We start from the raw sequence: 22,871 nt of genomic DNA, 5'->3' as shown, positions 1-22,871 counted from the left end.
TATCTGAAGTATGACGTTTCACTCGAATAAACTCAAAGCTTCCGCAAAAGTGCCAGGATGAGCAAATTAATTCGATAGAAAGATTTCATAGCACAGCTTAAAGACTGTCTAAAAACCCTATTAAATTGCCAGAATTCACGGTTTACGCTGAAGGCTACGCAGATGATTATGGGTATAAGAATACGCACTGAATCGTTAAGTATATGCAAGCGCCCATTCATCTACCAGGGGCCCAACCCTCTCCTTCGGAAACGTCAATTGACCAACTCATTCGCGATATTCTGGCAGCTCGACGTATCACGCGAGCAGATCAAAAGCGATTCATGGCGATCTTTTTGTCTAAGTCCTCTTTGAGTGAAAAGGAACAAACTCAGATAAATCTCCTATTCGATGCGCTGCGAAACGGTCGCCTTCGAGTTGTGGACTAGCCCTTGGGCACTTCGGGAGCGCTCAAAAGCTAGGTAGCAGCGCATCTGCAAGAGCCTAGCACCTGCAAACCTAGCGATAGTTTGTGAACTGGAGGGCAACAGGGTAATCTTCCTGCTTGAGACGCTGAATCACCGCCTGCAACTCATCCTTAGACTTTGCAGAAACCCGCACCGCATCCCCTTGAATTGAAGCCTGCACCTTTTTAAATTCGTCTCGAATCAACTTAGAAATTTGCTTGCCCAATTCAGCGCTGATGCCCTTTTGCAGCTTAATTTCCTGGCGGACTCGGTTGCCGCTGGCAGATTCGATCTTGCCGTAGTCAAAAATTTTAAGAGAGAGGTTTCGTTTGGCGGCCTTGGTTTGCAGGATGGTGTGAACCGCTTGCAGCGTAAACTCGCTGTCGGTGTTGACCGTGATTGCCGACTCGCCTAGCTCCAGCGTGGTGTTGGTATCTTTCAGGTCGTAGCGACTTTGCACCTCGCGCATGGTTTGGTCGATTGCATTTACCAATTCCTGCCGATCGAAGTCGCTCACAATGTCAAAGGAGAATGCTGAAGCCATAGCTAAATCATGAATGTCAAATGGGCTGTAGGCTGGTTTAAGGTTTTCGCTTAGTGATTTTCTGAAAGGCGTGTTCAGGCGTTCAAACTCATCAGGCTGAGGAGAAACAGGGTCGCGATGCTGGCGCTGCCAATGCCAAACATGAGCGATCGCCCAAGGGGAATATTCTGAATGTAAAAGATGGAATAAAACAACCGTGCCGTGACGTAGGCGATCGCCGCCAGATTCACCCAGCCGCCGCTCTGCTGCGTGACGTAGGCCATCAGGGCAGCCGCCGAAAAGATCGTGAACGACTCGAACGAGTTTTGATGGGCCCAGGTCGCCCGCTGTGCATAGGGGGGCAGCTTGTCAAACAGGGCACGGGGGGCGGCCATGTCATAGCCCGCCTGCACCCGGCCCAGCGCCACCGCCCCAAACGGGACATAGACCAGGATCGCCGCCGCCACAATGGCATACAGCAGAACCGTAGGGCTAGGAAGCTGCTCCAAACTTGCAATCACGCTGCTTTCTCCTGGTCGAAAAAACCTAGTCAAAATAAAACAACGTCACGAGCTTGCGCTGATCCTCGGCATCGCGACAGGTCTTCAGAAGCGTATGGCTATCGTGAAACGCAAAGCAGATTAGCTGCTGACAGCGCGAAATAATTTCCTGATTGCACAGGGCGCTGGCTTCTGCTAAGGAAAGCGGGTCATTAGCAGGATTTTCCACCAGATGCATGACCTGCTCTAGCTGCTCTCGCGACTCGCGGGGCTGGCGAGCCAGACTTTGGGGCAGGATCACCGTGAGCAAATTAGGGTCGGCCCGCATGGCCCCCCGAATTGCCGCAGAATTGGTTCCGGTTGCGCCAGAGGTCAGCAGGCGATTGCCCGCCAGCACCAGCGCATAGCTCATCATCTCGATCAAATGCTGATGCGTAATAGGAACATGGCGCGACCCCAACAGGGCGATGCGTTTCGATCCAGTCTGCTGGATCGTGGCTAGCTCCTGTAGGAAGTCATCAATTTTGGGTAGGTCGATCGACTGGCTCAACGATCACACACAGGCTGAACAACGGAGTTATTCTATCAGGTGTCAGTAACTCTGGCGCGACTTGTCCGATGCGCGACTCGTTCTAGTGGGAAGACCGCATAAACATGAGCGTATCTTCTAGCGGGTTGACCTGAGCAGGGAGCGCATCCTCCGGGCTTTGCAGACAAGTCTCTGAATCGCTTTCAGACACAGATTCTTCCCAATTCTTTGCCAAGGGCGACGAGAATGCAGGCTGTATGGGGGAGGCGGAAAGCGGGGAGGGCTGGCTGGCGCTGGGGGCCGTGGGATAGGCGATCGCCCGCTTGGGTTCAGACGCAGCCGACAACGCCCGCACCTGCGACAGCAGTTCTTCAGAAACAGGCGGCAACACCTGAGCCGTATTGCAGACAAAAAACGAGAAGGTAAGGCTGCCTAATCGAATGCGATCGCCATCTTTGAGGCGCACAGAATGGCGGATCAGTTCGCCGTTGAGGTAGGAACCGTTGCTGCTGTTGAGATCAACGAGGCGAAATCCCCCTTCGTCATACACGATGGCGGCGTGGCAGCGGGAGAGGCGCTTGTCTTGAATCGGCAGCACCACGCGCCGAGAGTCGCGCCCAATCGTCCAAATGTTTTGGGGCTGAGACAGCGACTGGGTTGCGCCCTTCAGCAGATTGGTGGCAAGGTGAACGCGATCGCCCAGCACAAGCCCTTGCACGTAGGGAAGCGCAACGCCCGTTAGCGACTTATTGCCAGAGTTTTCTAGATTAAGAATTTCATCGAGCAGTTCGCGGTTGTGCTCGTAGAGCTTGAGAAACACGCGATAAAGCCCCAAACGCTGCTGTAGAGCGTGATCAGAAGCAGTTTCCAGCGAGTCGGCAGGAAAGGCGGCCAGGGTGTTGAGGTTAATCATAAACAACTGACGAAACAGAGGGTTTGGGCGATCTAACCGGAAACCAGTCGCAAGCGAGTAGAGGCAAAGCCATCGCTCTAAAACTGAGACTTAGATACCTATTGCTTGTTGCTTGCGTTGCTTGCGATAGTTTGCTGGGTCTGGCTTCATCCATCGATTCAGCTTTAGCGGTTAAGAAGCGGAGGAGCCTTGCCGAAAGGGGACCGTGGTGAGCGGGCGACCTGCACACTCTGCCACTGTGCCCCTAAGACTGGAACAATGCCCCAGGATCAACACAGGATCAACCCTGGGGGCCATCCCCAGTTGACTGAAGAAACCGACCCGTGCGCGTATCTACTTTCTAGCCTAAATGGACTTTCAAGCTGGAGTAACCGCACGACTACGGTTGAGTCTATAAAGCTCCCCGAAAATTTTAGGATTTCTCCAAGTTTTCCCAGAAAGCGCTCCGGATAAACATCACTATAAACATCACCCAGCGTTACAGTCGTCACTTTAAACTTTCGGGTCTTTACGGAGAGCAGCGGCAATGAAGAAATGGCTAGAGAATCCTATTCCAGGCTACGAAATTCCCGGCTGCCTCTGGGGTGGAACCCTGTTCAGGGGAACCTCTGCGAGATCCGTATGGTGTTCTATATTACTTAAGTGACTTTGCCGAAACGGAGGCGATCGCCCTTCCTGTCTGCTCGGTCATCCCTCATAGGGTTTCCTTAAACAAAAGATACTACAGGACAGGTAGACCTTCTACCGGATTTTCTTGGGCTGGAGCAAGACTTGCCGCACCTGTGGCGCAATCCTCTGCCAGTCAAACTGGTCAACGGCATATTGGCGGCAGCGGTCACGACCGGGCAAGGGGCGTTCTCCCGTCAGGAGCGCAATCAGCCGCTGGGCGATCGCCGCTGGTTCGGTCGAGTCTGTCACCAAGTCTGAGCAAAAAGGCGTGAGAATTTCTGGCATTCCGCCGACGGGTGTGCAGAGGGCAGGCGTTCCAGACGCAAGCGACTCCAGCAGCACTAGGCCGAATCCTTCTAGGCTCAGGCTGGGCATCACGGTCAGGTCGGCCGCTTGATAGGCGAGGGGCAAGTCTGCTTCGGGCAAAAAGCCGAGAAACTGGACGTGGTGTTGCAGCCCCATTTCACCGGCCTGCTGCTCTAGGGCTTGGCGGAGGGGGCCCTTGCCTGCGATCGCCAGCCATACCTCTGGCACGGCAGCTTTTACCGAGACTAGCGCTTGCAGCAGACGGTCTAGCCCCATGCGCTGCACCAGCCGACGAGTCGTGAACAGAATGGGGCGATCGCCCGGCCAGCCCAGCGCTGCACGGGCCTCGGAACGCGACCGCGTAGGGGCGAAGTGGTGTGTGTCTACCCCGCCAGGAACGACGCGGATCTGGCTCCAGGGAACGCCGTAGGACTCGTGCAGGATCGCGCCAAAGGCTTTGCTCAAGACCAAGAAGCGATCGCACCGGGAAAAAACGCGCTGCTCGACCCATTGCTTTAGCACCACGCTTGGCTTGCTGGCTCCTTCCTGGCGGCTTTCGAGCGCCCAGGGCCCGTGAAAGGTAAAAGTGACGGGCAGATCTGGCGGCAGCAGGTCGAGCAGCGGCAAGCTATAGAGAGCAAAGTGGAGGTTTACTGCGTCGATGTCCCGAAAATCGGCTTGCCTGGTGCGCTGGGCAAACCGACGACGCACCTCCCAAAGCCGTTGGGGCAACGGGCGATCGGGTTCAGACAAATTCGTCAAACGAAGAGAGCCGCGTTCTAAGCAGTCGGGCAGACCGACCCCGCCCAACTCTAGGCGATCGCCCCCGGCGAGCTGAGTTGCCAACTCATAGACATATCGCTCCATGCCCCCTGGTGTTTGGGGAAACCAGCCCGTCCCCAACAGCAAGAGACTGGCGCTGGCAGGTTGAACCGCTACATTGGCGCTGGTTGCGTCGTCCATGCTTTCACCCGTCTCAAGCCTGGGGCGTGTTTTCAATATCTGGCTGAACCGAGCCTATCACCATCCCTCAGCGCATTCATCCAGTTTCTAGCCCTTGAGAGACTCTATCAAACCTATTCATGGAAGCTATGGAGCCTACTTTTTGTATCTTAAGATACTGTTTTCTAGACTGGAGATATCAAAAAGGAGGTAGATATTTATGAAATGGCAATTAGGGCACGGGCAATCAGAATTTCCGGCAAACCCTCAGCAACGATTTCAGTCCGAATCCCAATCGCGTCTGAACTGGCACCAAAATCGACACCATGTTGAAACCCTGGAGCGCATCTTTCATCGGACGGCAACCCCCAAACGCAACTGGAATACGAGGCTGAAGGGACTGTGGGAAAGGGCGATCGCCGCTCTGGATGTGTCGGATGAGCCGCGCGTGTGGCGATCGCAGGATGGGCACGGGGATGTTTTGTGGAATGCCTATGATCCAAAAACCGGAAAGTCAGTGAATTGCGTTTCGGAAGCGGATTTGCGAGTCTGGCTGGAAGCGCGGTATTCCCAAACCCCCAGTTCCTCACTGTCTAATCTCACTGTCTAATCTCACTGTTTAATCTCACTGTCTAATCTCACGGTATGAGGTCACTCTTTAATCCCACTGTCTAATCCCACTGTCTAATCTCCAATCTCCCTGTCTCAGCGTTGGCTATAGCGATGCCAGAACCTTTCAGACCCGTGCTAACGGCTGGGTGTCTCGTGACATTCAGACGGTTATCAAGACTGATACTGTTTCTTCAGCACGTCCAAAAACGCATAGACGCTGGGCGGCAGCAAGGCATTTGCTAGCGTCACGACTCCGATCAATCGCTCTAGGGGCGTAGGCAGGCTGTAGGTTTTCACGCCCGCAGGAATAGGTTCCGCAGCAAGTCGCGGCAAGATCGCAGCACCCAACCCTTCCGCCACAAGGCTGACGATCGTGGCATCGGTTTCCACCTCATAGTCAGCCTTTAGCGAATGCCCTAAGGTTTTGGCATGGTCGTAGACGGGGCGCATCATGAGGTAATCTCTGGGCGGCATAATCAGTGGGTGCTGCAACAGTTCTGCCCAGGTTAGCTGTGGGCCCGCAGGCTGAAACGAAGACGGCAGCAGCGCAATAAATTCATCCTGAAAGACTCGCCAGACTTCAAACTCTTCGGTGGTGGGCATAAACGTAAACCCCACGTCGGACTGCCCTTCGCGGAGGGCCTGCTCGACGTGGGGATAGTTGTCGTGTTCCGACAGGTTGATAGTGATGCTGGGGTGCTGCTGGTGAAATTGGGCAATCACAGACGGCAGCAGGTTGGTCGCAACGCTGCGAAAAGAAGCAACCCGCACTTGTCCCCGTTTCAAGCCTCTGGCATCTTCCGCTGCCTGGGCGATCGCATCCGCCCGCACCACAATTTCGCGGGCATGGACAAGTACCGTTTCGCCCACTGGCGTGAGCCGTGCCCCATGTCGCCCCCGGCTAAACAACACCACACCCAGGAAGTTTTCTAGAGCGGCGATCGCATGACTGACAGCAGACTGCGACATTTCCAGGTGCAGCGCTGCCTCGCTAAAACTACCCTGCTCCGCCACGGCAACGAGAATGCGGAGCTGGGATAGCTTCATCTGGTTTTGGTTGTTTGCGTCTAGCAACTTGCCCTAGTTCACTTGCCCTATGGCAAGAATTCCAACAAATTCCAACAGACATCGCCAGCCATTGTAGAAGGGAAGACAGGAGGCGTGGCGAATCTTGGGCGACAGTTTTGGGGCGCTCAGTCTTGGCGAATGGTTACGAGAACGCAGCGTCAGGCAGCGTATGCAGATAGAAGCGATACGACCTCTGCATGAGCTATTACAACCTCTGGATGGGTTTGCAGCGCGGCGCTGTACTTGCTCGAAAAGCAATCGCCCTATTTCACGCTGCTGCGTTGGGAGAAGGGGGCGATCGCTGAGCTTGCAGAAACGGGACTTTCGATTGCTTTCAGCGAAATGCCCAGCGTTTTGGACTCGGTGTGGTCGGCAAACAAGCCCAAAATGCCCCCGGCTGAAATCGTCAGCAGCGGATGGGGAAAGGCATTCAGCAGAGCGTCTGCCATGTTGAGCGCGAGTACGACGGACAGGGCCGCCACGGGCGCAAGCCGGCGATGATGCCAAGCGCCTGTGGGGAAATAAAAGATTAGCACCAGACTGGGCAACAAAAAAACGAGCGTAAGACTCACTAATCCCACCAGTCCGCGAGTGCCATACACGATAATCCACAAACTATCGGTGATGTACTCATAGCCCCTGTGATCAATCACGCGATTTCGCCCATACCCCCCCCAGCCAAACCACATTCGTTGATTGGCCTTGTCCACTAGAACATCCTCAGAATTGAGCCGAAATTGCAGGGATTCCGTCTTGCTTTCAGAAGTCACGCCGCTAACGGCTGCGGTAATGCCATCTTTTGCCAGGGAACCTGAGATGCCGTTATGCAAATAAATCAAAATACAGAACGAAATTGCTAGCAGCGGCAAAAAGTTTCTCAAATATCTGCTGACAAAAAAGATGAACACGCCGACACAGAAAAACACCGTCGCCGCCAGCGATCGCGTCAGGAAAGACTGAACCACGATGGCGATCGCCAGCCACTTAAAGGGAAGCCCGAACAGACGATTGATTGTGCCGCTTTTCCAAAGCCATACTGAAATTACAGCAGCAGACATAAACCAGGCCCCCACAACCAGCCCGTGCGCCTGAAACACAATCGGTCGATAGCCAACGCCTTCAATCACGTTTTGACCAATCCGGCCCCCTGAGCCATCAAATCCATAGATGGTCTGGTGCAAGATCGGGCTAAGACGCATCTCAATCCAGCAAAGTGGAATATAGCTTAGCGTCCCCACAACAATGCCCAGACAAAGCTTTCTCAGTCCCTCCAAATCACGGAGATAAATTCTGCCTAATAGATAGGGCAAGACCCAATTTACGCTTTGAGCGCCTAGCTCCTTCAAGCCGTCAAAAATGCCCAAGTCGTTCGAGATAGACGAAAGGAACGGGCAGATCCACCACACGATCATCGGCAAATCAAACCAGCTTAGGCGAAAGGAAAACAGGCGCTTTGCTTCCGCATTAAACAGGATGATTCCCAAGAAAACTGCATAGGTAGTGAAAGCCATTCGAGTTCCCGGAATCAGAAGCGGAAGCTCAAATTCAAACTGAGACAGATAGAGAAACCCCGTCACGAAGCTCACGACGATCGCCCATTGAATCGACAACTGTCGAAACAAATTAACCACGATCGGAACCCATGCAAGCAGTGCGGGAGCAGGAGGAATGATCATCGATGTTATGAGCTTTTCGTTCCAGGTATTGAGACTTAGGAGTTAAGGGTCAGAAGTTGAGAGTCAGGAGCTAAGCGCTGGAAAATCTACCCCAAAGATGGCTCGACCGGTCAGAAATAGAGCCAGAATAGCCAAAAAAACAAGCGTTAGTTTGAGGTCTTGTCCGATACAAAGCAGGCGCTCTTTCCAGAGTCCATAAAGGTTTGCCGCATAGATGGGGATGTTGCTGATTGGAACCGCAACCACTGCTCCAAAATCGCCTGCCAAGTGAGCGCCCAACGGAATTCCCAGAATTAGAAACAGAAAACTCAAAAACTTGCCGAACGCCGAATATTGAGACTGGCCCAGCGCCAGGAGGACAGGCCCAATTGTATTCGTCAGTGCTAGGGGCCAAATTCCTAAGGAGAGGACTGATAGCATCCACCCTGCCTGACGGTAGCGTTCGTCATACATGATGGAGATAATAATGTCTCCGGTGCTAACTAGCAGAGCAAGCAATATTCCAATTGCTGCCAATACCAATCCCCGGTTTTTGAGAATCTTGGCCCGCAGTTCAGTCCGCTCTAGATGAATCAGCTTGGCTAGAGACGGAAAGATCACCGTGCCGCCGACCTTTTCGATCAGCGTAGAGGGTAAAATTGCGATTCCCAGGGCAAGATTGTAAATCCCAAACATCGAGAGGGTGATGAGTTTTCCAAGCACCAATCGATCGGTCTGGGTCGCCAGAAAATGCATCGCGCTGGATGCAAAAATCCACTTGCCAAAGTTCAAGATTTCTCGAACGGCTGACTTATCCCAGGCAAACTTATTTAGCGGGCCAGGAATGCTCCAAATGTTCAGAATCAGCGTGATAACCGCAGAAATAACTCCCGCAGAGGCGATCGCCCAAATTGATGGACTCAGCCAGGCCCAAATAATCAAGATGACACCCGAAACCACTTGGGCGCTGATTTCAAGGGTGGAAATATGCCGCATTGAAAGCTGGCGATTGAGCGTGATTCGCTTGGTCGGGTTGAACCCATCAATGACCAGAAAAAGCCCCATAAACGGTAGCAACAAGACCAGTTCAGGCTGTCCATAAAACCTGGCAACGGGCCACGCAATTAGCAGACTGCCTGCCCACAAAATGAATCCCCGAATCACCTGAATAGTCCAGGCTGTGTTTAGAAAATCGGGATCATCGCCGCGCTTGCTTTGAATAATGCTAGGAGCAACTCCTAAGTCCGAAAACAAAACTAGCGCACCCAAAAACACCCAGACCAAGCTGACTTTCCCGAACATTTCCGGGTTGAGCAGGCGGGTCAGAATCAAGTTGCTGCCAATTCGCAGCGCCAGGGAAATGCCGTAGGTCAGGACAACCCAGGCCGTCCCGCGAATTGCCAACTGTTTAATAGATGCCATGACCCTGCCTAAGCAACTTTGCTAATCCAAACCCGTCCAAATTCATTCACCAGTTTCGTCGCATTCCATCAGATAGTGCTAGTTCGCTGCGATACAGTTGCCTGTTTGGATATGTGTTTCTAACAATAATTTGGAAATAACTTGAAAATAACTTGAGAGCCACTCCGAAAGTATTCTTAAAACTACTCTTAGAAGATTAGAAGGAAGAGTAGAAGATCTACTTTAAGCATAAAAACCGACGTAAGAGGGTGTTCGAAAAGGTATCGCCTGTAATGTTAAGCACTCAGAAATCCCCCCTAAGCCCCCCTTAAAAAGGGGGGAAACCGCCTTAAAGTCCCCCTTTTTAAGGGGGATTTAGGGGAATCTTGCACGCTTTGCTACAAACAGTAGGACTTTTCAAACATCCTCTCAGAATAGCGGGCGATCGCCCTCTCATCCCCCTCTAATCGCCCTCGCATCCCCCTCTAGCAGAGCTTGTAAAGTCTGCCGACTCAATTGGACTCAGATTCAATCAGACTCAATATTCAGACTCAATCAGACTCAAAATAACGCCAGTTTGCCAGTTGTTTCTTTTTGTATAGCTAACTTATATCGGTGAAGCTGGGGGCTTGTCAGTAATTTCACGGCCCTTCATCAAAACTTCATAAAATTCTGGATACCTTTTCTGAGGAAACCCGTAGTCCTTGCCAGTTCTGGATTTCATCGCTGTTGCCGAGCGGTTCTGTTTTTGGGCGATCGCCCAAAATTTACGGGATTAGGCGCAATGATACCGTTTGCCCCGGAACAGGTTTGGTATTATCTGTTTGCTTCGATTCACAGAACTTATTAAAGCCAGGTTAATGACAGGGCATCAGTCGCAAGGAGCGTGCCTTATGTCGGGTTATCAGGAACGCATTTACTCCCGAAGTGGGGCCTCTGCTATTGGGGCTGGGGATGACACTGGAGGGGAATTCAGGAATTTCTTAGGGCGTGTTTGGAACACAGGTCTTGGGCTAGCAGGGCTAGGACTGGGCTGCTGGATGGGGGCGATCGCCCTAGCGCTGCCATCCACCGCCCAGTCCTTACCTGAGCCTGTGCCCTACGAATCCAGCGGAACAGTTCCCTCTCGTGCGGCGGCAGCGATTCCGGCAGAAGCAGCCAGCACCGAATACACGCTGGGGGCGGGCGATCAGGTGCGGGTCGATGTTTTTGGTGTCGCCGATCTCAGCGGCACAACGTATACCCTATTGTCCGACGGCTCCCTGACCTTGCCCTGGGTTGGAAAGGTGGTTTTGCAGGGCTTGACAACAGAACAGGCTTCGGAAGCCTTGGTGCAGCGCTATCGCCGCTATATCCACCGACCGTCGATTACTGTCAGCTTGGTCAGCCCGCGCCCGGTTCGCATCGGCGTAGTGGGCGAGGTAAATCGTCCCGGCGCATACACCACCGGGCAATCGGCGGGCGGCACAATCGAGGGTGATGGGGCAGCCGCTCCCATTCGCACCGTGACGCAGGCCATCCAGGCCGCAGGCGGCATCACTCAATTAGCCGATATCCGCAACATCGAGATTCGCCGGTCGCAGTTGGGAAATCGCCAGGAGGTGATTCGGGTTGACCTATGGGCATTTTTGCAGGCAGGCGAACTGGATCAGGACATTCCCCTGCGAGATGGCGACACGCTGATCGTGCCGACAGTCAGCGCCCTCGACCCCCGCGAAGCCGTCCAGTTGGCCGCCGCAAACTTTTCGCCCGAAACGGTCAGAATTAACGTCGTCGGGGAAGTGAAGTCTCCCGGAACGTTGGCGCTACAGTCCAACACTTCGCTAAATCAGGCGATTCTGGCGGCGGGCGGGTTTGACCTGACTCGCGCCCGCACCAGCGAAGTGCAGTTGATTCGCATCAACCCAGATGGTTCGGCCGTCCGTCGAGAAATTCAGGTAGATCTCTCCGCCGAGGTCAACGAAGCCACCAATCCGGCCCTGAGAAACAACGACATTGTGGTGGTGGGTCGCTCTGGGCTGGCGCGAACCGGAGACTTTTTGAATACGCTATTGGGGCCGATTAATCCGTTTGTGGGGGTGTTTAGCATCCTCCGAATTTTTGGCGGGAACTAATCTTGGTGCAGGGTTCGATGGCGTTCCCAAACTGTGAGTGAGCGTGTGTAAGTGAGCGTATGTGAGTGAGCGTGAATGAGAGTGTGGGGCGATCGCCCGTTCCTATTCTTTGAGTTGCATTCATGTTGCATTGATAGCGTTCAGCAAGCTGTTCATGTTTTTTTCGTATTTTTATCCGTGCGTTGTGCCAGTCTTCTGTAACTCCTCCAATCGTCAGTTGAGTCAGGTATGAACCCAGAAAATCGTCACGAGCCGCTCCGCCTGGAGAGTAGCAATCAGCTGATCAGCCAGTTGCTCAGCCAAAATTCTGCCAGCGATGCCGATGAGTTTGCCCGCCTGATGCGAAAGGGACTGAACATTGGTACGTATCGGCGCAGCATCTTCCGAAATTTCTGGCTAACGGCGAGCATCGTAGGGTTGGTCAGCAGTCTGGCTGCGTTGCGATATGCCACCACGCCCCCCACCTACTTGGGCGAGTTTCAGCTTTTGGTGGAGCCGCTGAATACACAGGCGCGGGTGGTCGATCCACTAGCAGTCACGCGAACGGGCAATAACGTGCCAACCGAGCATTCCTTTGGCGGGCTGGATTATCCCAGCCAGATTGCCGTGCTGCAAAGCCCCGGAATGCTGGAGTCGATCGTGCAGGAGGTGCAAAAGTCTTATCCAGACTTCAACGTGGGGATGCTCCAACGGGGGCTGACGGTGGAGCGGAAAGGGCAGACGAATACGGATATGACCAAAATTCTTCGCGTCAGCTATGTCCACTCCGACCCCGAACTAGTGGCGACAGTGCTGCGGGAAACGTCGAATCGCTATTTGCAATACAGCCTGGAAGACCGCAAGACCCGCTACAGCGAAGGTATTAAATTCGTTGAAGACCGCTTGCCAGAATTGCAAAACCGGGTGAACTCGCTGCAAGACCAACTGCAAGCGCTGCAAGAGGAATATAACCTGGTTGACCCCAAGGAGCAGGGAACGTTGCTGTCGGGAGAGGTGAGCCAGATTGCGGCAGAGGAGCGGGAAACGCGCAAACTCTTGCGGGAACAGGTAACGCTGTATAACTCGCTGCGGCAACAGTTGAACCTGACCCCAGAGGAGGCGATCGCCGCGTCTGCCCTCAGCGAAGAACCGGGCTATCTGAAGCTGCAAGAGCAGATGCAGCAGCTAGAAGCCGAAATCGCCACCCAGTCGGCACAGTTTAGCGAAGAAAGCCCGATTATGCTGGATTTGCGGGCAAAGCAGCGCAATCTTTCGAGCCTGATGGCGCAGGAGGCACAGCGCATCTTGGGGCAAAATCTGGGGCAGGGCACGGGCAATCCCCGCGTGCAGGCGTTCCAGAACTCTGTTCGGCTCAAGCTAATCGAAGAAATGGTAGCGGCTATCAACCAGATTCGCGTGTTGCAGGCCCGCAGCGCCGAAATTGCAGGCATTCAGGCACAGATACAAAACCGCTTTCAGGAGCTTCCTGCTGTCTCGCGGCGATACAGCGAAATCCTGCGGCAGCTTGAGATTTCCAACCGCAGCCTGGATCAACTGCTTACCCAGCGCGAAAACTTTCAGATTGAATCGGCCCAGACGGAGGTGCCGTGGGAGCTGGTGTCGCCCCCGACGCTGCCGAAAGACGGGCAGGGCCGCCCGATTCCCTTTGCCAAGAGCAACCGAGAACTGCTAGGGGCGATCGGCGCTTCGATTTTGCTGGGGCTGCTGGCGGCTATCTTACTTGACCAGTTCCGCAACGTTTTCTTTAGAACAGAGGACATTCAAGACGCGATCGATCTGCCGGTCATTGGCGTGGTGCCCTACGACGCTGGCGCTGCCCATCTGCAAGCGGAGGTTCCGCCAACCGCAACGGGCGATCGCCTCGATTCTTCTCTGTTTAAGGAAGCCTTCAGTTCGCTCTATGCCAACCTCTGCTTTATGTCGGACGGTGCGCCAATTCGCTCGATTACCGTTTGCTCTGCCTCGCCCAGTGAGGGCAAAACCACAATCGCCCTGCACTTGGCCCAGGTCGTTGCCAGCATGGGCAAGCGGGTGCTGCTGGTAGACAGCAATCTCCGCCATGCCGACTTGCATCGACGGCTGCGGCTAGAGAACGAGACGGGCTTAAGTGATGTGCTGCTGCGTGAGGTGCAGCCCGATGACTTGATCCAACCCACCAGCGTCCGCAATCTGTTCGCGCTGACTGCTGGGCAACCCTCGCTAGAAGCCGTCCGGCTGCTGGCATCAGAACACATGCAGACCGTCATGTTCAGGCTGCATCAGACCTACGACCTGGTGATCTACGACGCACCCCACCTGTTGGGATTGACGGATGCAGAGTTCATCTCCGCAAATACCGACGGCATTCTCATGGTGGTGAGCGTTTGTCAGGCTAAGAAATCGCACGTTATGCAAGCCCTACAATCCCTGAGCGTCCATCGCCTACCGAGTCTAGGTGTGGTTGCCAATCATCCCAACCCCAGGGCGATCGCCTCTCTGGGCTACTACAACACCCATCCGCGCCCGCTGCGGCGACAGGCCCGCATGGTGGAGGAACCCGCCCGCGCCCTGCTGAATGGCAGCTCTGGTAATTCCAGCGGCGGTAATGGTTCTCATCATTCCAGAAGCTAGACACGGTTCAAAAAAGCTGTTTTTTCTGTGTATCGAGCGTAGCTCAACTTAAATATTTAGCGGTGGAGGGTGTAATGCGGATTGCGATTGTTGGTTGTGGATTCGTTGCAGACTACTATCTCAAAACCTTACAGCGACATCCAGAACTCAAGCTGATGGGCGTGATGGATCGCGTTCCAGAACGTGCCGAGCGCTTTTCTGCATACCATTCCGTCCCTCGGTATGACACGTTCGACGATCTGTTAAAAGATCCCGACGTGGATATCGTCCTCAACCTCACCAATCCCCGCAGCCATTACCAGGTTTCCAGAGATTGCCTGGCCGCTGGCAAACACGTCTATTCTGAAAAACCGCTGGCGATGGACATGGCAGACGCAACCGAACTGGTTGAACTGGCTGAAAGTCGTGGCTTGCTGATTGCTTCAGCGCCGTGTAGCGTGCTGGGCGAAACAGCGCAAACCGTTTGGCGGGCGCTGCGGGAAAATCGCATCGGCAAGGTGCGCCTAGTCTATGCCGAAATGGACGACGGGCTGGTTCACAAAATGCCTTACCAAAAATGGGTCAGCGAATCGGGCGTGCCCTGGCCCTACAAGGACGAATTTGAAGTGGGCTGCACGCTGGAACACGCAGGCTATTACGTGACATGGCTCACGGCATTTTTTGGCCCGGCAGAGTCGGTGACGGCGTTTTCCTCCTGCCTGATTCCCGACAAGGAAACGGACGTGCCGCTGGCGGTGAACGCGCCCGATTTCTCTGTTGCCTGCATCAAGTTTGCCTCTGGCGTGGTGGCGCGGCTCACCTGCGGCATTGTAGCCCCCCACGACCACGGGCTGCGAATCATTGGCGACGACGGCGTGTTGGGCATTCACGACTGCTGGTATTACGAAGACCCGGTATACATCCAGCGGATGGTGACCCTGCGCCGCAAAGCCTTTATGAGTCCGATCAAACAGCGCTACCCGCTGCTGAGAAAAGGGGGCAAACGGTTTAACTATAAGGGTTCTCAGCAGATGGACTTTGCTCGTGGCGTGGCGGAAATGGCAGCGGCGATCGCCGAAGGTCGTCCCTGTCGCCTGTCGCCCCGCTTTTCGCTGCACAACAACGAAATCGTGCTGGCGATTCAAAACGCAATGGAAACCAGTCGAACCTATCGGCTCACCACAACCTTTGAGCCAATTGCGCCGATGCCCTGGGCCAGCGATGGGGCAGAGACGCGGGAACAGCCCCAATTGGAGCCAATGTCCACGGCGAAAGTCGCAGCTTTCACATCTAGAAGCCCACAGTAAAGTCCTGCACTAGAATTTCGCATTAGAGGTTGTTTGAAAAGGTATCGCCTGTAATGTTAAGCACTCAGAGATCCCCCCTAGCCCCCCTTGAAAAGGGGGGAAACCGCCTTAAAGTCCCCCTTTTTAAGGGGGATTTAAGGGGATCTTGCACGCTTTGCTACAAACAGTAGGACTTTTCAAACATCCTCTTAGAATCCCGCACTCAATTCGCACTCAATTTCTTGCACTAAAGTCCCGCCGTAAGGTTCGCACTCCAATTCGCACTCAATTTCTCGCGCTAAATTTCTGAGATGCAAGCACCATCGCGCACAATTCGCTGGGGTATTTTGGGCACGGGCTATATTTCCAGGGCGTTTGCCGAGGGGCTGCGGCCGCTGCCGGGGGCGCAACTGGTGGCGATCGCCTCGCGTACCCCCTCTAGCGCCCAGCAGTTTGCCCGAGAGTTTGGCATAGCCAAAGCCTACGGCAGCTATGGGGAACTGGTTCAGGATGCTGAGGTGGATGTGGTGTACATCGGCACGCCCAACAGCCGCCACCGCGACGACTGCCTGCTGTGTCTGGGGGCGGGCAAGCCTGTGTTGTGCGAAAAGCCCTTTGCACTGAATGCGCGGGAAGCCAGCGAGGTGATTGACTTTGCTCGCAAGCAGCATCTCTTTTGCATGGAGGCGATGTGGATGCGCTTCTTGCCGCTGGTGCAGCGAGTCCGGCAGATGGTTCAAAGCGGGGCGATCGGCGAAGTGTGTACGCTGACGGCGGAGTTTGGCTATCCGGCTGCGTTTGACCCGTCCAGTCGCTTGTTTAACCGAGAACTGGGGGGCGGGGCGCTGCTGGACCGGGGCGTGTATCCGCTGTCGCTGGCGTACTTTTTGCTGGGGGAACCGGAGAGCGTGGTCAGTCAGGCGGCGATCGCCACCACAGGCGTTGATGAACAGTCCAGCTATTTGCTGAAATATGCGGGCGGGCAATTGGCGATGCTGTCGGCAAATCTGCGAACCTACGCCAGCAACGAAGCTGTGATTACAGGCACTCGCGGACAAATTCGCATCCATGCGCCGTTTTATAAGCCGCATCAGCTTTCGGTGACGACGTTTGCGGCGGCAAGCGATGGCTCAAGCCAAGCCTCAGGCGGGAATCGTCCCTCCAGCCTGAAACAAACCGTAGCATCCGCTGTTCAAGACAATTCCCTTCTGCAACGCCTCTATCTGCAATTCGCCGATCCATTCCTCAAGCGACTCCGCCAGCCAACCAAAACCATCCTGGAGCCATACGCGGGGAATGGCTACGGCTATGAAGCCGCCGAGGTGATGCGCTGTCTTCGCAGCGGCGAGATCGAGAGCAGGATCATGCCACTAGACGAGACGCTGGCCATTCAAAAAACAATGGACGAGATGCGTCGCCAGTGGGGTCTAGCATATCCTCAAGACGAGATCTGACTTGAAATCTGACTAGGAACTTTTTCGAGATTGCCAGGAAGGGCGATCGCCCCTGATTCCCGTTCCTTAGAGTCCCGTTTCTTAGAGTCCCGTTCCTGTATAGAGTCTGCCATGTCTGCAAGTCCTGGATGCTTCACGTAGCGCTGGAATAACGCCGCCAGCCTTGCCGCTTCTACACTGGCGCTGTGGGACTGAGCTACTCGCGCTGCGCCAGCCTGTCCCATGCGCTCCAAATCTGCCAGCGGTGTCTGCAAGACCTGGCGCATCGCCGCTGCCAGCGCAGTTACGGAACCTGAGGGCACCAGCCAGCCGCAGACTCCCGGCTCCACTAGTTCAGGAATCCCGGCAATATAGGTACTCAGCACGGGTCGCCCCAGCGCCAGCGACTCCATCAGCACCACAGGCAACCCCTCGGCAAAGCTGGGCAGCACCATCACCTGCGCCGCCAAAATCTGCTGCTGCACTTCCGCATTGGTCGCCCAGCCTGTGATTTCCAGATAGTCGTGCAGGTTCAGCGCAGTGATACGCTGTTCAATCTGCGCCCGTAGCGGCCCATCGCCCACCAGGACGACCTTAAACCTTAATCCCTCTGCTGCAAGCTGGCTCACCGCTTCCAGCAGCAGCAGGTGGCCCTTTTGCTCCCCCAGCCGCCCCACGCAGACAAAGCGAGACTCCTGCGGCAGCGGTACAGACGGCTGCGATAAGAATAAGTCATCTACGCCGCAGTGGATGATGTGAATCTTTGACCACTGCGGATAGTCGCACCAGCGAAAAAGCTGACTTTCGGTAAAGGAACTGATGGCGACGACAAAGGCAGCGTGGCGAATTTTTTCAGAGAGGGCGATCGCCTCTGGCTTGTCAAACTCGTGGGGGCCGTGAACCGTGAAGCTATAGGACGGCCCGCCCAGCGCATGACACAGCATCGCCACTGCGGCTGCATTCGTGCCAAAGTGCGCGTGTACGTGGTCGATGCCCATTTCCATGCAGCCGCGCAGCAATCCACAGGCCTCAGCTAAGTAAACTAGGTTCACCAGCAGCCCCCGATCCGATTTCCAGCCCGTTTTGAGCGCTAGTCGCAGCGCAGCGAGAAACCGTTGAGGGCGGCTCATCACCCCGCGAACCGCATTCAGCAGCAGGTCAAATTTAGAGCCTAGAATAAACCGTGTTTTTTGAAACTCTTGCTGATCCGCCGCATCGGTCAGCGCCAGTTCTGGCATGCGAATCGAGAAACGGGTTACGTCAATTCCCTGCGTTTCCAGTTCCAGAATTTCTCGACGGATGAATGTGCAGCTTGCGTAGGGATGCTGATTCATCAGGTAAGCAATCTTCATAGCAGCGATGCACTCAGAGAAAAATGAAGTTCAAATGATTGTGACATATCGCAGCACTGCATTGATGTCCCGGACAACACTAAGGCGAGAAGTTGGCCGACGGTGCAAGTTCTGTGTGTTTCTAAAATTATGTTTTACGTGAACAGTTCAGAGCGAAATAAAGACGGAGTGTTGGGATTTGGCCTGGCACGGAACTTTTCAGAATTATGAAGTTTACATGAACTTGAAACGTAGAAACTGTAAAGCTGATGATCTAGAACAAAGCCATGCAGCAGTGTCCTCGGTGTATTCACGGAAACATTTCTAGCCCACGAGACGCTTGAATTCATGGGATTTTAGCCCGATCCGTCTTGGAGAGAGGCGATCGCCCGCGTCATAGTTGTCAATTCTTGAATATGAAGTTTACGTGAATCTGAGGTATAGATATTGCGAAAATCAGGTGTTGCCTAAAGAATAAATTCGAGCGGAGCTAAGTGTATTCACTGAAGCTCCTCTGTTGCTCCAGGGTTGCAGTTATGGTCATCACTGATTGGGTCTTGCTTCTGCTGTCTGGAGTCGTTCTGATTCCTTGCGCCGTTCTACTCACTGAGTGTGTAATGGCGTTACGGATTTCGCGGAAGTCATCAGACAGACTGCCTCGTCTGTATTCAGAAGAGAATTCGTGGTCTGGTATACGAAGCGATGTGGAAGCGGGCGATCGCTCGTTCCGGTTTATGGTTCTTATGCCTGCTCACAACGAGGAGCTTGGCATTTCAGACTGCTTGCATCACCTCATCCGCGAGGTTGATTCTCCTGAGCAGGTTTTAGTCGTAGCAGATAACTGCACAGATCAGACAGCGGCGATCGCTCGTTCCTTTGGAGTGAAGGTGATTGAGCGCCAAGATCCAGATCGGCTTGGTAAAGGCTATGCGCTGGACTATGGTCTAAGGCATCTCGAAGCTGTGCGTCCAGAGGTCGTCGTTCTTGTAGATGCAGATTGCGTAGCACGTCCGGGTAGCATTCAGCGAATTGCTCAGTTGGCGTTCCAAGAAAATCGTCCCGTTCAGGCAGTCTATCTAATGCAGACCCCTGAGGCTCCGAGTCAGCGAGATCTGATTTCTGCTCTAGCCTTCTTGTTCAAGAATTTGGTTCGTCCCGCGGGGATGGCGCAGCTTGGGCTTCCCTGCTGGCTGACGGGTACGGGTATGGCCTTTCCGTGGTCAGTGATTCGCCAGGTGTCGCTGTCTAGCGGAAACTTGGTTGAGGATATGCAGATGTCGGTTGACTTGGCGATCGCGGGTTCTGCACCCCTCTTATGTGCAGATGCGGAAATTGGGGGCTGTCTGCCGTCTCAGCGCACGTCTGCCAAGCAGCAGCGGACGCGATGGGAGCATGGTCATTTGCAAACTTTGAAGACGCAGGTACCCCGCCTGTTGCAGGCAGCGATCCATCAGCAGCGGCTCGATCTCTTGATGCTGGCAATAGATCTGGCCGTTCCGCCGCTGGCGCTACTGGTGCTGATCTGGACAGCATCGGTTTTGGTTGCCATAGCGGGTTTTGCAGTGGGCGGAACCATCTTACCTCTGATGATTTTGGCACTGGCAGGCGCGTTTTTATTAGCCGCTGTGCTGTTGGGGTGGTATCGATTCGGGCGATCGCTCGTGCCCCTGAGCGCGATCCTTGCTGTTCCGTTTTACATTCTTTGGAAGATTCCGCTCTACGTCACATTTCTGTTCCGTCCGCAAACCAAATGGATTCGCACTGACCGCGAGACGCTTCGTACTGCTGAAGATTAGCAGCACAGCGTTTCAAGCAAGCGTTGATTGTAAACGCTGTGTCAGATTTTTTTATCTACAACCTTTACCTAGAGCGAGTAGGCCGGTCACGACCGTTATCGACAGGCAAGCAGGGCACAGCACTATGCAAATTACGCAGGCTGAAATTTCAGATGTTTTAATTCTTGAGCCTCGTCTATTTGGCGACAGCCGGGGCTTCTTTTACGAAAGTTTTAATCAGCAGGTTTTTAGAGATAAGACGGGTGTGGACGCACAGTTTGTCCAGGACAACCATTCTCGCTCAATGCAGAACGTGCTGCGCGGGCTGCACTATCAGATTCAGCAACCCCAAGGGAAGCTGGTACGGGTCATCCAAGGTGCCATCTTTGACGTTGCGGTCGATTTGCGCCGACAATCGCCCACCTTCGCACAGTGGGTGGGTTGGGAGTTAAGCGCTGAAAACCGCCGCCAGATTTGGGTTCCGCCTGGTTTTGCCCACGGTTTTGTGGTGCTGTCGGAAACGGCAGAGGTGCTGTATAAAACGACGGACTATTACGCGCCGCAGCACGAGCGGTGCATTCGCTGGGATGATCCCGATTTGGCGATCGCCTGGCCGCTCCAGTCGCCGCCGATCCTGTCTGCAAGAGATGAAGCAGGACAGCCATTGAGAATGGCGGAGGTATACCCATGACCTCGATTTTATTAATCGGTGCCGCAGGACAACTGGGACAGGAATTGCAGCGAAAGTTACCCTGCATTGGAACCGTTAAAAGCCTGGATCGACGCTGCCTAGATCTCACACAAGCCGACCAGATTTATCAGGCCGTTTATGAATGCAAGCCGGACGTGATCGTGAACGCGGCCGCCTACACAGCCGTCGATCAGGCAGAACGCGAACCAGAACTCGCCCACGCCATTAATGCGGAAGCGCCCACAACGCTGGCGGAGATTGCAAGCCGCATTGGTGCATCGTTGGTTCATGTCTCAACGGACTACGTGTTTGATGGGCAGTCCCACACGCCCTATCAGGAAGTTGCTCTGACCGGGCCCATCAGCGCCTACGGACGCTCCAAGCTGGCAGGGGAGATCGGCATTCGGCAGTCCTGCGATCGCCACATTATTCTCCGCACGGCCTGGGTCTACGGCACTTGGGGCAAGAGCAATTTTGTAAAAACCATGCTGCGGCTGGGGGGCGATCGCCCAGAGATTCGTGTAGTCGCGGATCAGGTGGGCGCTCCTACTTGGGCGGCAGACCTGGCCCAGGCGATCGCCATTTTGATATCGCGCTCTAGTGCGACTTCGGATCGGGTGCATCAGGGCTTGCCGAATGGGTTGCTGGTGCAGAGCAGTTCCCCTATCAATGGCAGTTCCCAGGAATCGCTCTGGGGAACCTACCACTTTACGAATAGCGGCGTTGCAAGCTGGTACGACTTTTCGGTGGCCATTTTTGAGATTGCGCGTCAGCTTGGGTTTCCGCTCCAGGTGCAGCGGGTTGTGCCAATTTCCACGGCGGAGTATCCCACGCCCGCGCAGCGTCCTGCCTACTCGGTCTTGTCGCTCAAAAAAACCGCTGCGGTGCTGGGTGGCTATCCCCCCCACTGGCGGCAATCGTTGAAAAAGATGCTGGCTGAACTTTATACCCACTCCTATGAAAGCGCTTATTCTCTCCGGCGGTAAAGGAACGCGCCTGCGTCCACTCACCTACACTGGCGCAAAACAGTTGGTGCCCGTGGCCAACAAGCCCATTCTCTGGTACGGGATTGAGGCGATCGCCGCTGCGGGCATTACCGACATCGGCATCGTCATCAGCCCAGAAACGGGCGCAGAGGTAAGGGCGAAGACGGGCGACGGTAGCCGCTTCGGGGTTCGCATTACCTACATCCTCCAAGAACAGCCCGCCGGCCTGGCCCACGCGGTTAAGATAGCGCAGCCCTTTCTAGCAGATTCACCGTTTGTCTTGTATCTGGGAGACAACCTAGTGCAGGGGGAACTGGGCCTGTTTCTGGAATGCTTCCAAGCGAGGGGACTGGACGCATTGACCCTGCTGTGCAGCGTACCAAACCCCAGCGCTTTTGGGGTCGCTGAGGTCGATGAGCAAGGGCGCGTGCTGCGGCTGGTCGAGAAGCCCAAGCGTCCCCCGTCTAACCTAGCGCTGGTGGGGATTTACTTCTTCTCGCCACGGATTCATGAGGCGATCGCCAGCATTCAGCCCTCTGCCCGGGGCGAACTGGAAATTACCGACGCAATTCAATTCTTAATCGATCAGCAAAAGCAGGTCGAAGCGCTGCAAATCCAGGGCTGGTGGCTGGATACCGGAAAAAAAGACGACCTGCTAGAGGCAAATCAGATTATCCTGGATGACTGCCTCTGTACGCAGCTAGAAGGCAACATCGACAACGCCAGCAAAATTAGCGGTCGTGTCCAGATTGCACCAGACTCTCAGGTGATCAACTGCACCATCCGCGGCCCGGTTGTAATTGGTCGGGATTGCTACCTGGAAAATTGCTTCATTGGCCCGTACAGCAGCATTGGCGATCGCGTCAAATTAGTCGATGCCGATTTGGAACACAGCGTTGTCTTGGAAGGTGCTGCGGTTGTTGGAATTCACCAGCGCATTGTAGATAGCGTAATCGGTCAACGGGTTCAGATCAAAGCCGCGCCGCAACGCCCAAAGGCCCTCCGGTTCATGGTGGGCGATGACTGTCATATCGAGCTTTGCCAGTAGCACAGCATGGGTAGCGCAGAGGATTTGAATGGGGAAAACACCGATTTTGTTAAT

At 54.5% G+C, this 22,871-nt stretch carries 18 protein-coding genes; 9 read left to right on the top strand and 9 right to left on the bottom strand.

Annotated elements, in window-relative coordinates; all coding sequences use genetic code 11:
- Nucleotides 1-498: 498 nt before the first annotated feature.
- The 5 genes from HNI00_RS12105 to HNI00_RS12085 form a co-directional block, all read right to left on the bottom strand.
- Nucleotides 499-990 (bottom strand): YajQ family cyclic di-GMP-binding protein, encoded by a 492-nt coding sequence (locus tag HNI00_RS12105; protein WP_316786484.1) that lies wholly within the window; start codon nt 988-990, stop codon nt 499-501.
- A 74-nt stretch (nt 991-1,064) separates the two neighbouring features.
- Nucleotides 1,065-1,490, bottom strand: a complete 426-nt coding sequence (locus tag HNI00_RS12100; protein ID WP_316786482.1) for an MAPEG family protein — start codon at nt 1,488-1,490, stop codon at nt 1,065-1,067.
- A 25-nt stretch (nt 1,491-1,515) separates the two neighbouring features.
- Nucleotides 1,516-2,019 (bottom strand): DNA recombination-mediator protein A, encoded by a 504-nt coding sequence (locus tag HNI00_RS12095; protein WP_172358250.1) that lies wholly within the window; start codon nt 2,017-2,019, stop codon nt 1,516-1,518.
- 82 nt (nt 2,020-2,101) lie between these two features.
- Nucleotides 2,102-2,911, bottom strand: coding sequence for an FHA domain-containing protein (locus HNI00_RS12090; protein WP_316786479.1), 810 nt, complete (start codon nt 2,909-2,911; stop codon nt 2,102-2,104).
- Nucleotides 2,912-3,652: 741 nt separating this feature from the next.
- Complete coding sequence (locus HNI00_RS12085) at nt 3,653-4,849, bottom strand: glycosyltransferase family 4 protein (RefSeq protein WP_316786477.1); 1,197 nt, start codon at nt 4,847-4,849, stop codon at nt 3,653-3,655.
- Nucleotides 4,850-5,048: 199 nt separating this feature from the next.
- Between HNI00_RS12085 and HNI00_RS12080 the strand changes: the two genes are divergently transcribed.
- A complete protein-coding gene (locus HNI00_RS12080) occupies nt 5,049-5,438 on the top strand; it encodes a hypothetical protein (protein ID WP_316786475.1) in 390 nt (129 codons plus the stop codon).
- Nucleotides 5,439-5,611: 173 nt separating this feature from the next.
- On the opposite strand, the gene HNI00_RS12075 is transcribed toward HNI00_RS12080, so the two are convergent.
- The 3 genes from HNI00_RS12075 to HNI00_RS12065 form a co-directional block, all read right to left on the bottom strand.
- The gene (locus tag HNI00_RS12075) at nt 5,612-6,487 is read right to left on the bottom strand and encodes a LysR family transcriptional regulator (RefSeq protein WP_316786473.1); all 876 of its coding nucleotides are present in this window, start codon (nt 6,485-6,487) and stop codon (nt 5,612-5,614) included.
- Nucleotides 6,488-6,771: 284 nt separating this feature from the next.
- Entirely contained in the window at nt 6,772-8,139 is a 1,368-nt protein-coding gene (locus tag HNI00_RS12070) for an O-antigen ligase family protein (RefSeq protein ID WP_316786472.1), read from the bottom strand.
- A gap of 108 nt (nt 8,140-8,247) precedes the next feature.
- The gene (locus HNI00_RS12065; RefSeq protein ID WP_316786470.1) at nt 8,248-9,585 is read right to left on the bottom strand and encodes an oligosaccharide flippase family protein; all 1,338 of its coding nucleotides are present in this window, start codon (nt 9,583-9,585) and stop codon (nt 8,248-8,250) included.
- Between the two features lie 872 nt (nt 9,586-10,457).
- On the opposite strand from HNI00_RS12065, the gene HNI00_RS12060 reads away from it, so the two are divergent.
- The 4 genes from HNI00_RS12060 (at nt 10,458) to HNI00_RS12045 (ending at nt 17,007) form a co-directional block, all read left to right on the top strand.
- The gene (locus HNI00_RS12060; protein WP_316786468.1) at nt 10,458-11,678 is read left to right on the top strand and encodes a polysaccharide biosynthesis/export family protein; all 1,221 of its coding nucleotides are present in this window, start codon (nt 10,458-10,460) and stop codon (nt 11,676-11,678) included.
- A 228-nt stretch (nt 11,679-11,906) separates the two neighbouring features.
- Nucleotides 11,907-14,288 (top strand): GumC family protein, encoded by a 2,382-nt coding sequence (locus HNI00_RS12055; protein ID WP_316786466.1) that lies wholly within the window; start codon nt 11,907-11,909, stop codon nt 14,286-14,288.
- A 74-nt stretch (nt 14,289-14,362) separates the two neighbouring features.
- Nucleotides 14,363-15,574 (top strand): Gfo/Idh/MocA family protein, encoded by a 1,212-nt coding sequence (locus tag HNI00_RS12050; protein ID WP_316786464.1) that lies wholly within the window; start codon nt 14,363-14,365, stop codon nt 15,572-15,574.
- 290 nt (nt 15,575-15,864) lie between these two features.
- Nucleotides 15,865-17,007, top strand: a complete 1,143-nt coding sequence (locus tag HNI00_RS12045) for a Gfo/Idh/MocA family protein (RefSeq protein WP_316786463.1) — start codon at nt 15,865-15,867, stop codon at nt 17,005-17,007.
- On the opposite strand, the gene HNI00_RS12040 is transcribed toward HNI00_RS12045, so the two are convergent.
- Nucleotides 16,992-18,338 (bottom strand): glycosyltransferase, encoded by a 1,347-nt coding sequence (locus tag HNI00_RS12040; RefSeq protein WP_316786460.1) that lies wholly within the window; start codon nt 18,336-18,338, stop codon nt 16,992-16,994. The genes HNI00_RS12045 and HNI00_RS12040 overlap by 16 nt on opposite strands.
- A 515-nt stretch (nt 18,339-18,853) precedes the next feature.
- Between HNI00_RS12040 and HNI00_RS12035 the strand changes: the two genes are divergently transcribed.
- From HNI00_RS12035 to HNI00_RS12020, 4 genes are all read left to right on the top strand, one after another.
- Complete coding sequence (locus HNI00_RS12035) at nt 18,854-20,113, top strand: glycosyltransferase family 2 protein (RefSeq protein ID WP_420156206.1); 1,260 nt, start codon at nt 18,854-18,856, stop codon at nt 20,111-20,113.
- 124 nt (nt 20,114-20,237) lie between these two features.
- Entirely contained in the window at nt 20,238-20,783 is a 546-nt protein-coding gene (gene rfbC, locus HNI00_RS12030; RefSeq protein ID WP_316786456.1) for a dTDP-4-dehydrorhamnose 3,5-epimerase, read from the top strand.
- The gene (gene rfbD, locus HNI00_RS12025; RefSeq protein WP_316786454.1) at nt 20,780-21,769 is read left to right on the top strand and encodes a dTDP-4-dehydrorhamnose reductase; all 990 of its coding nucleotides are present in this window, start codon (nt 20,780-20,782) and stop codon (nt 21,767-21,769) included. The genes rfbC and rfbD overlap by 4 nt, the downstream gene beginning before the upstream one ends.
- A complete protein-coding gene (locus HNI00_RS12020; protein ID WP_316786452.1) occupies nt 21,741-22,817 on the top strand; it encodes a glucose-1-phosphate thymidylyltransferase in 1,077 nt (358 codons plus the stop codon). Before rfbD ends, HNI00_RS12020 begins: the two co-directional genes overlap by 29 nt.
- Nucleotides 22,818-22,871 lie beyond the last annotated feature (54 nt).

Source organism: Thermoleptolyngbya oregonensis NK1-22, from assembly GCF_032705245.1.
GTDB classification, from domain to species: domain Bacteria; phylum Cyanobacteriota; class Cyanobacteriia; order Elainellales; family Elainellaceae; genus Thermoleptolyngbya; species Thermoleptolyngbya sichuanensis.
The sequence above is the reverse complement of the archived record's forward strand: the minus strand, read 5'-3'. Positions and strand labels throughout refer to the sequence as shown.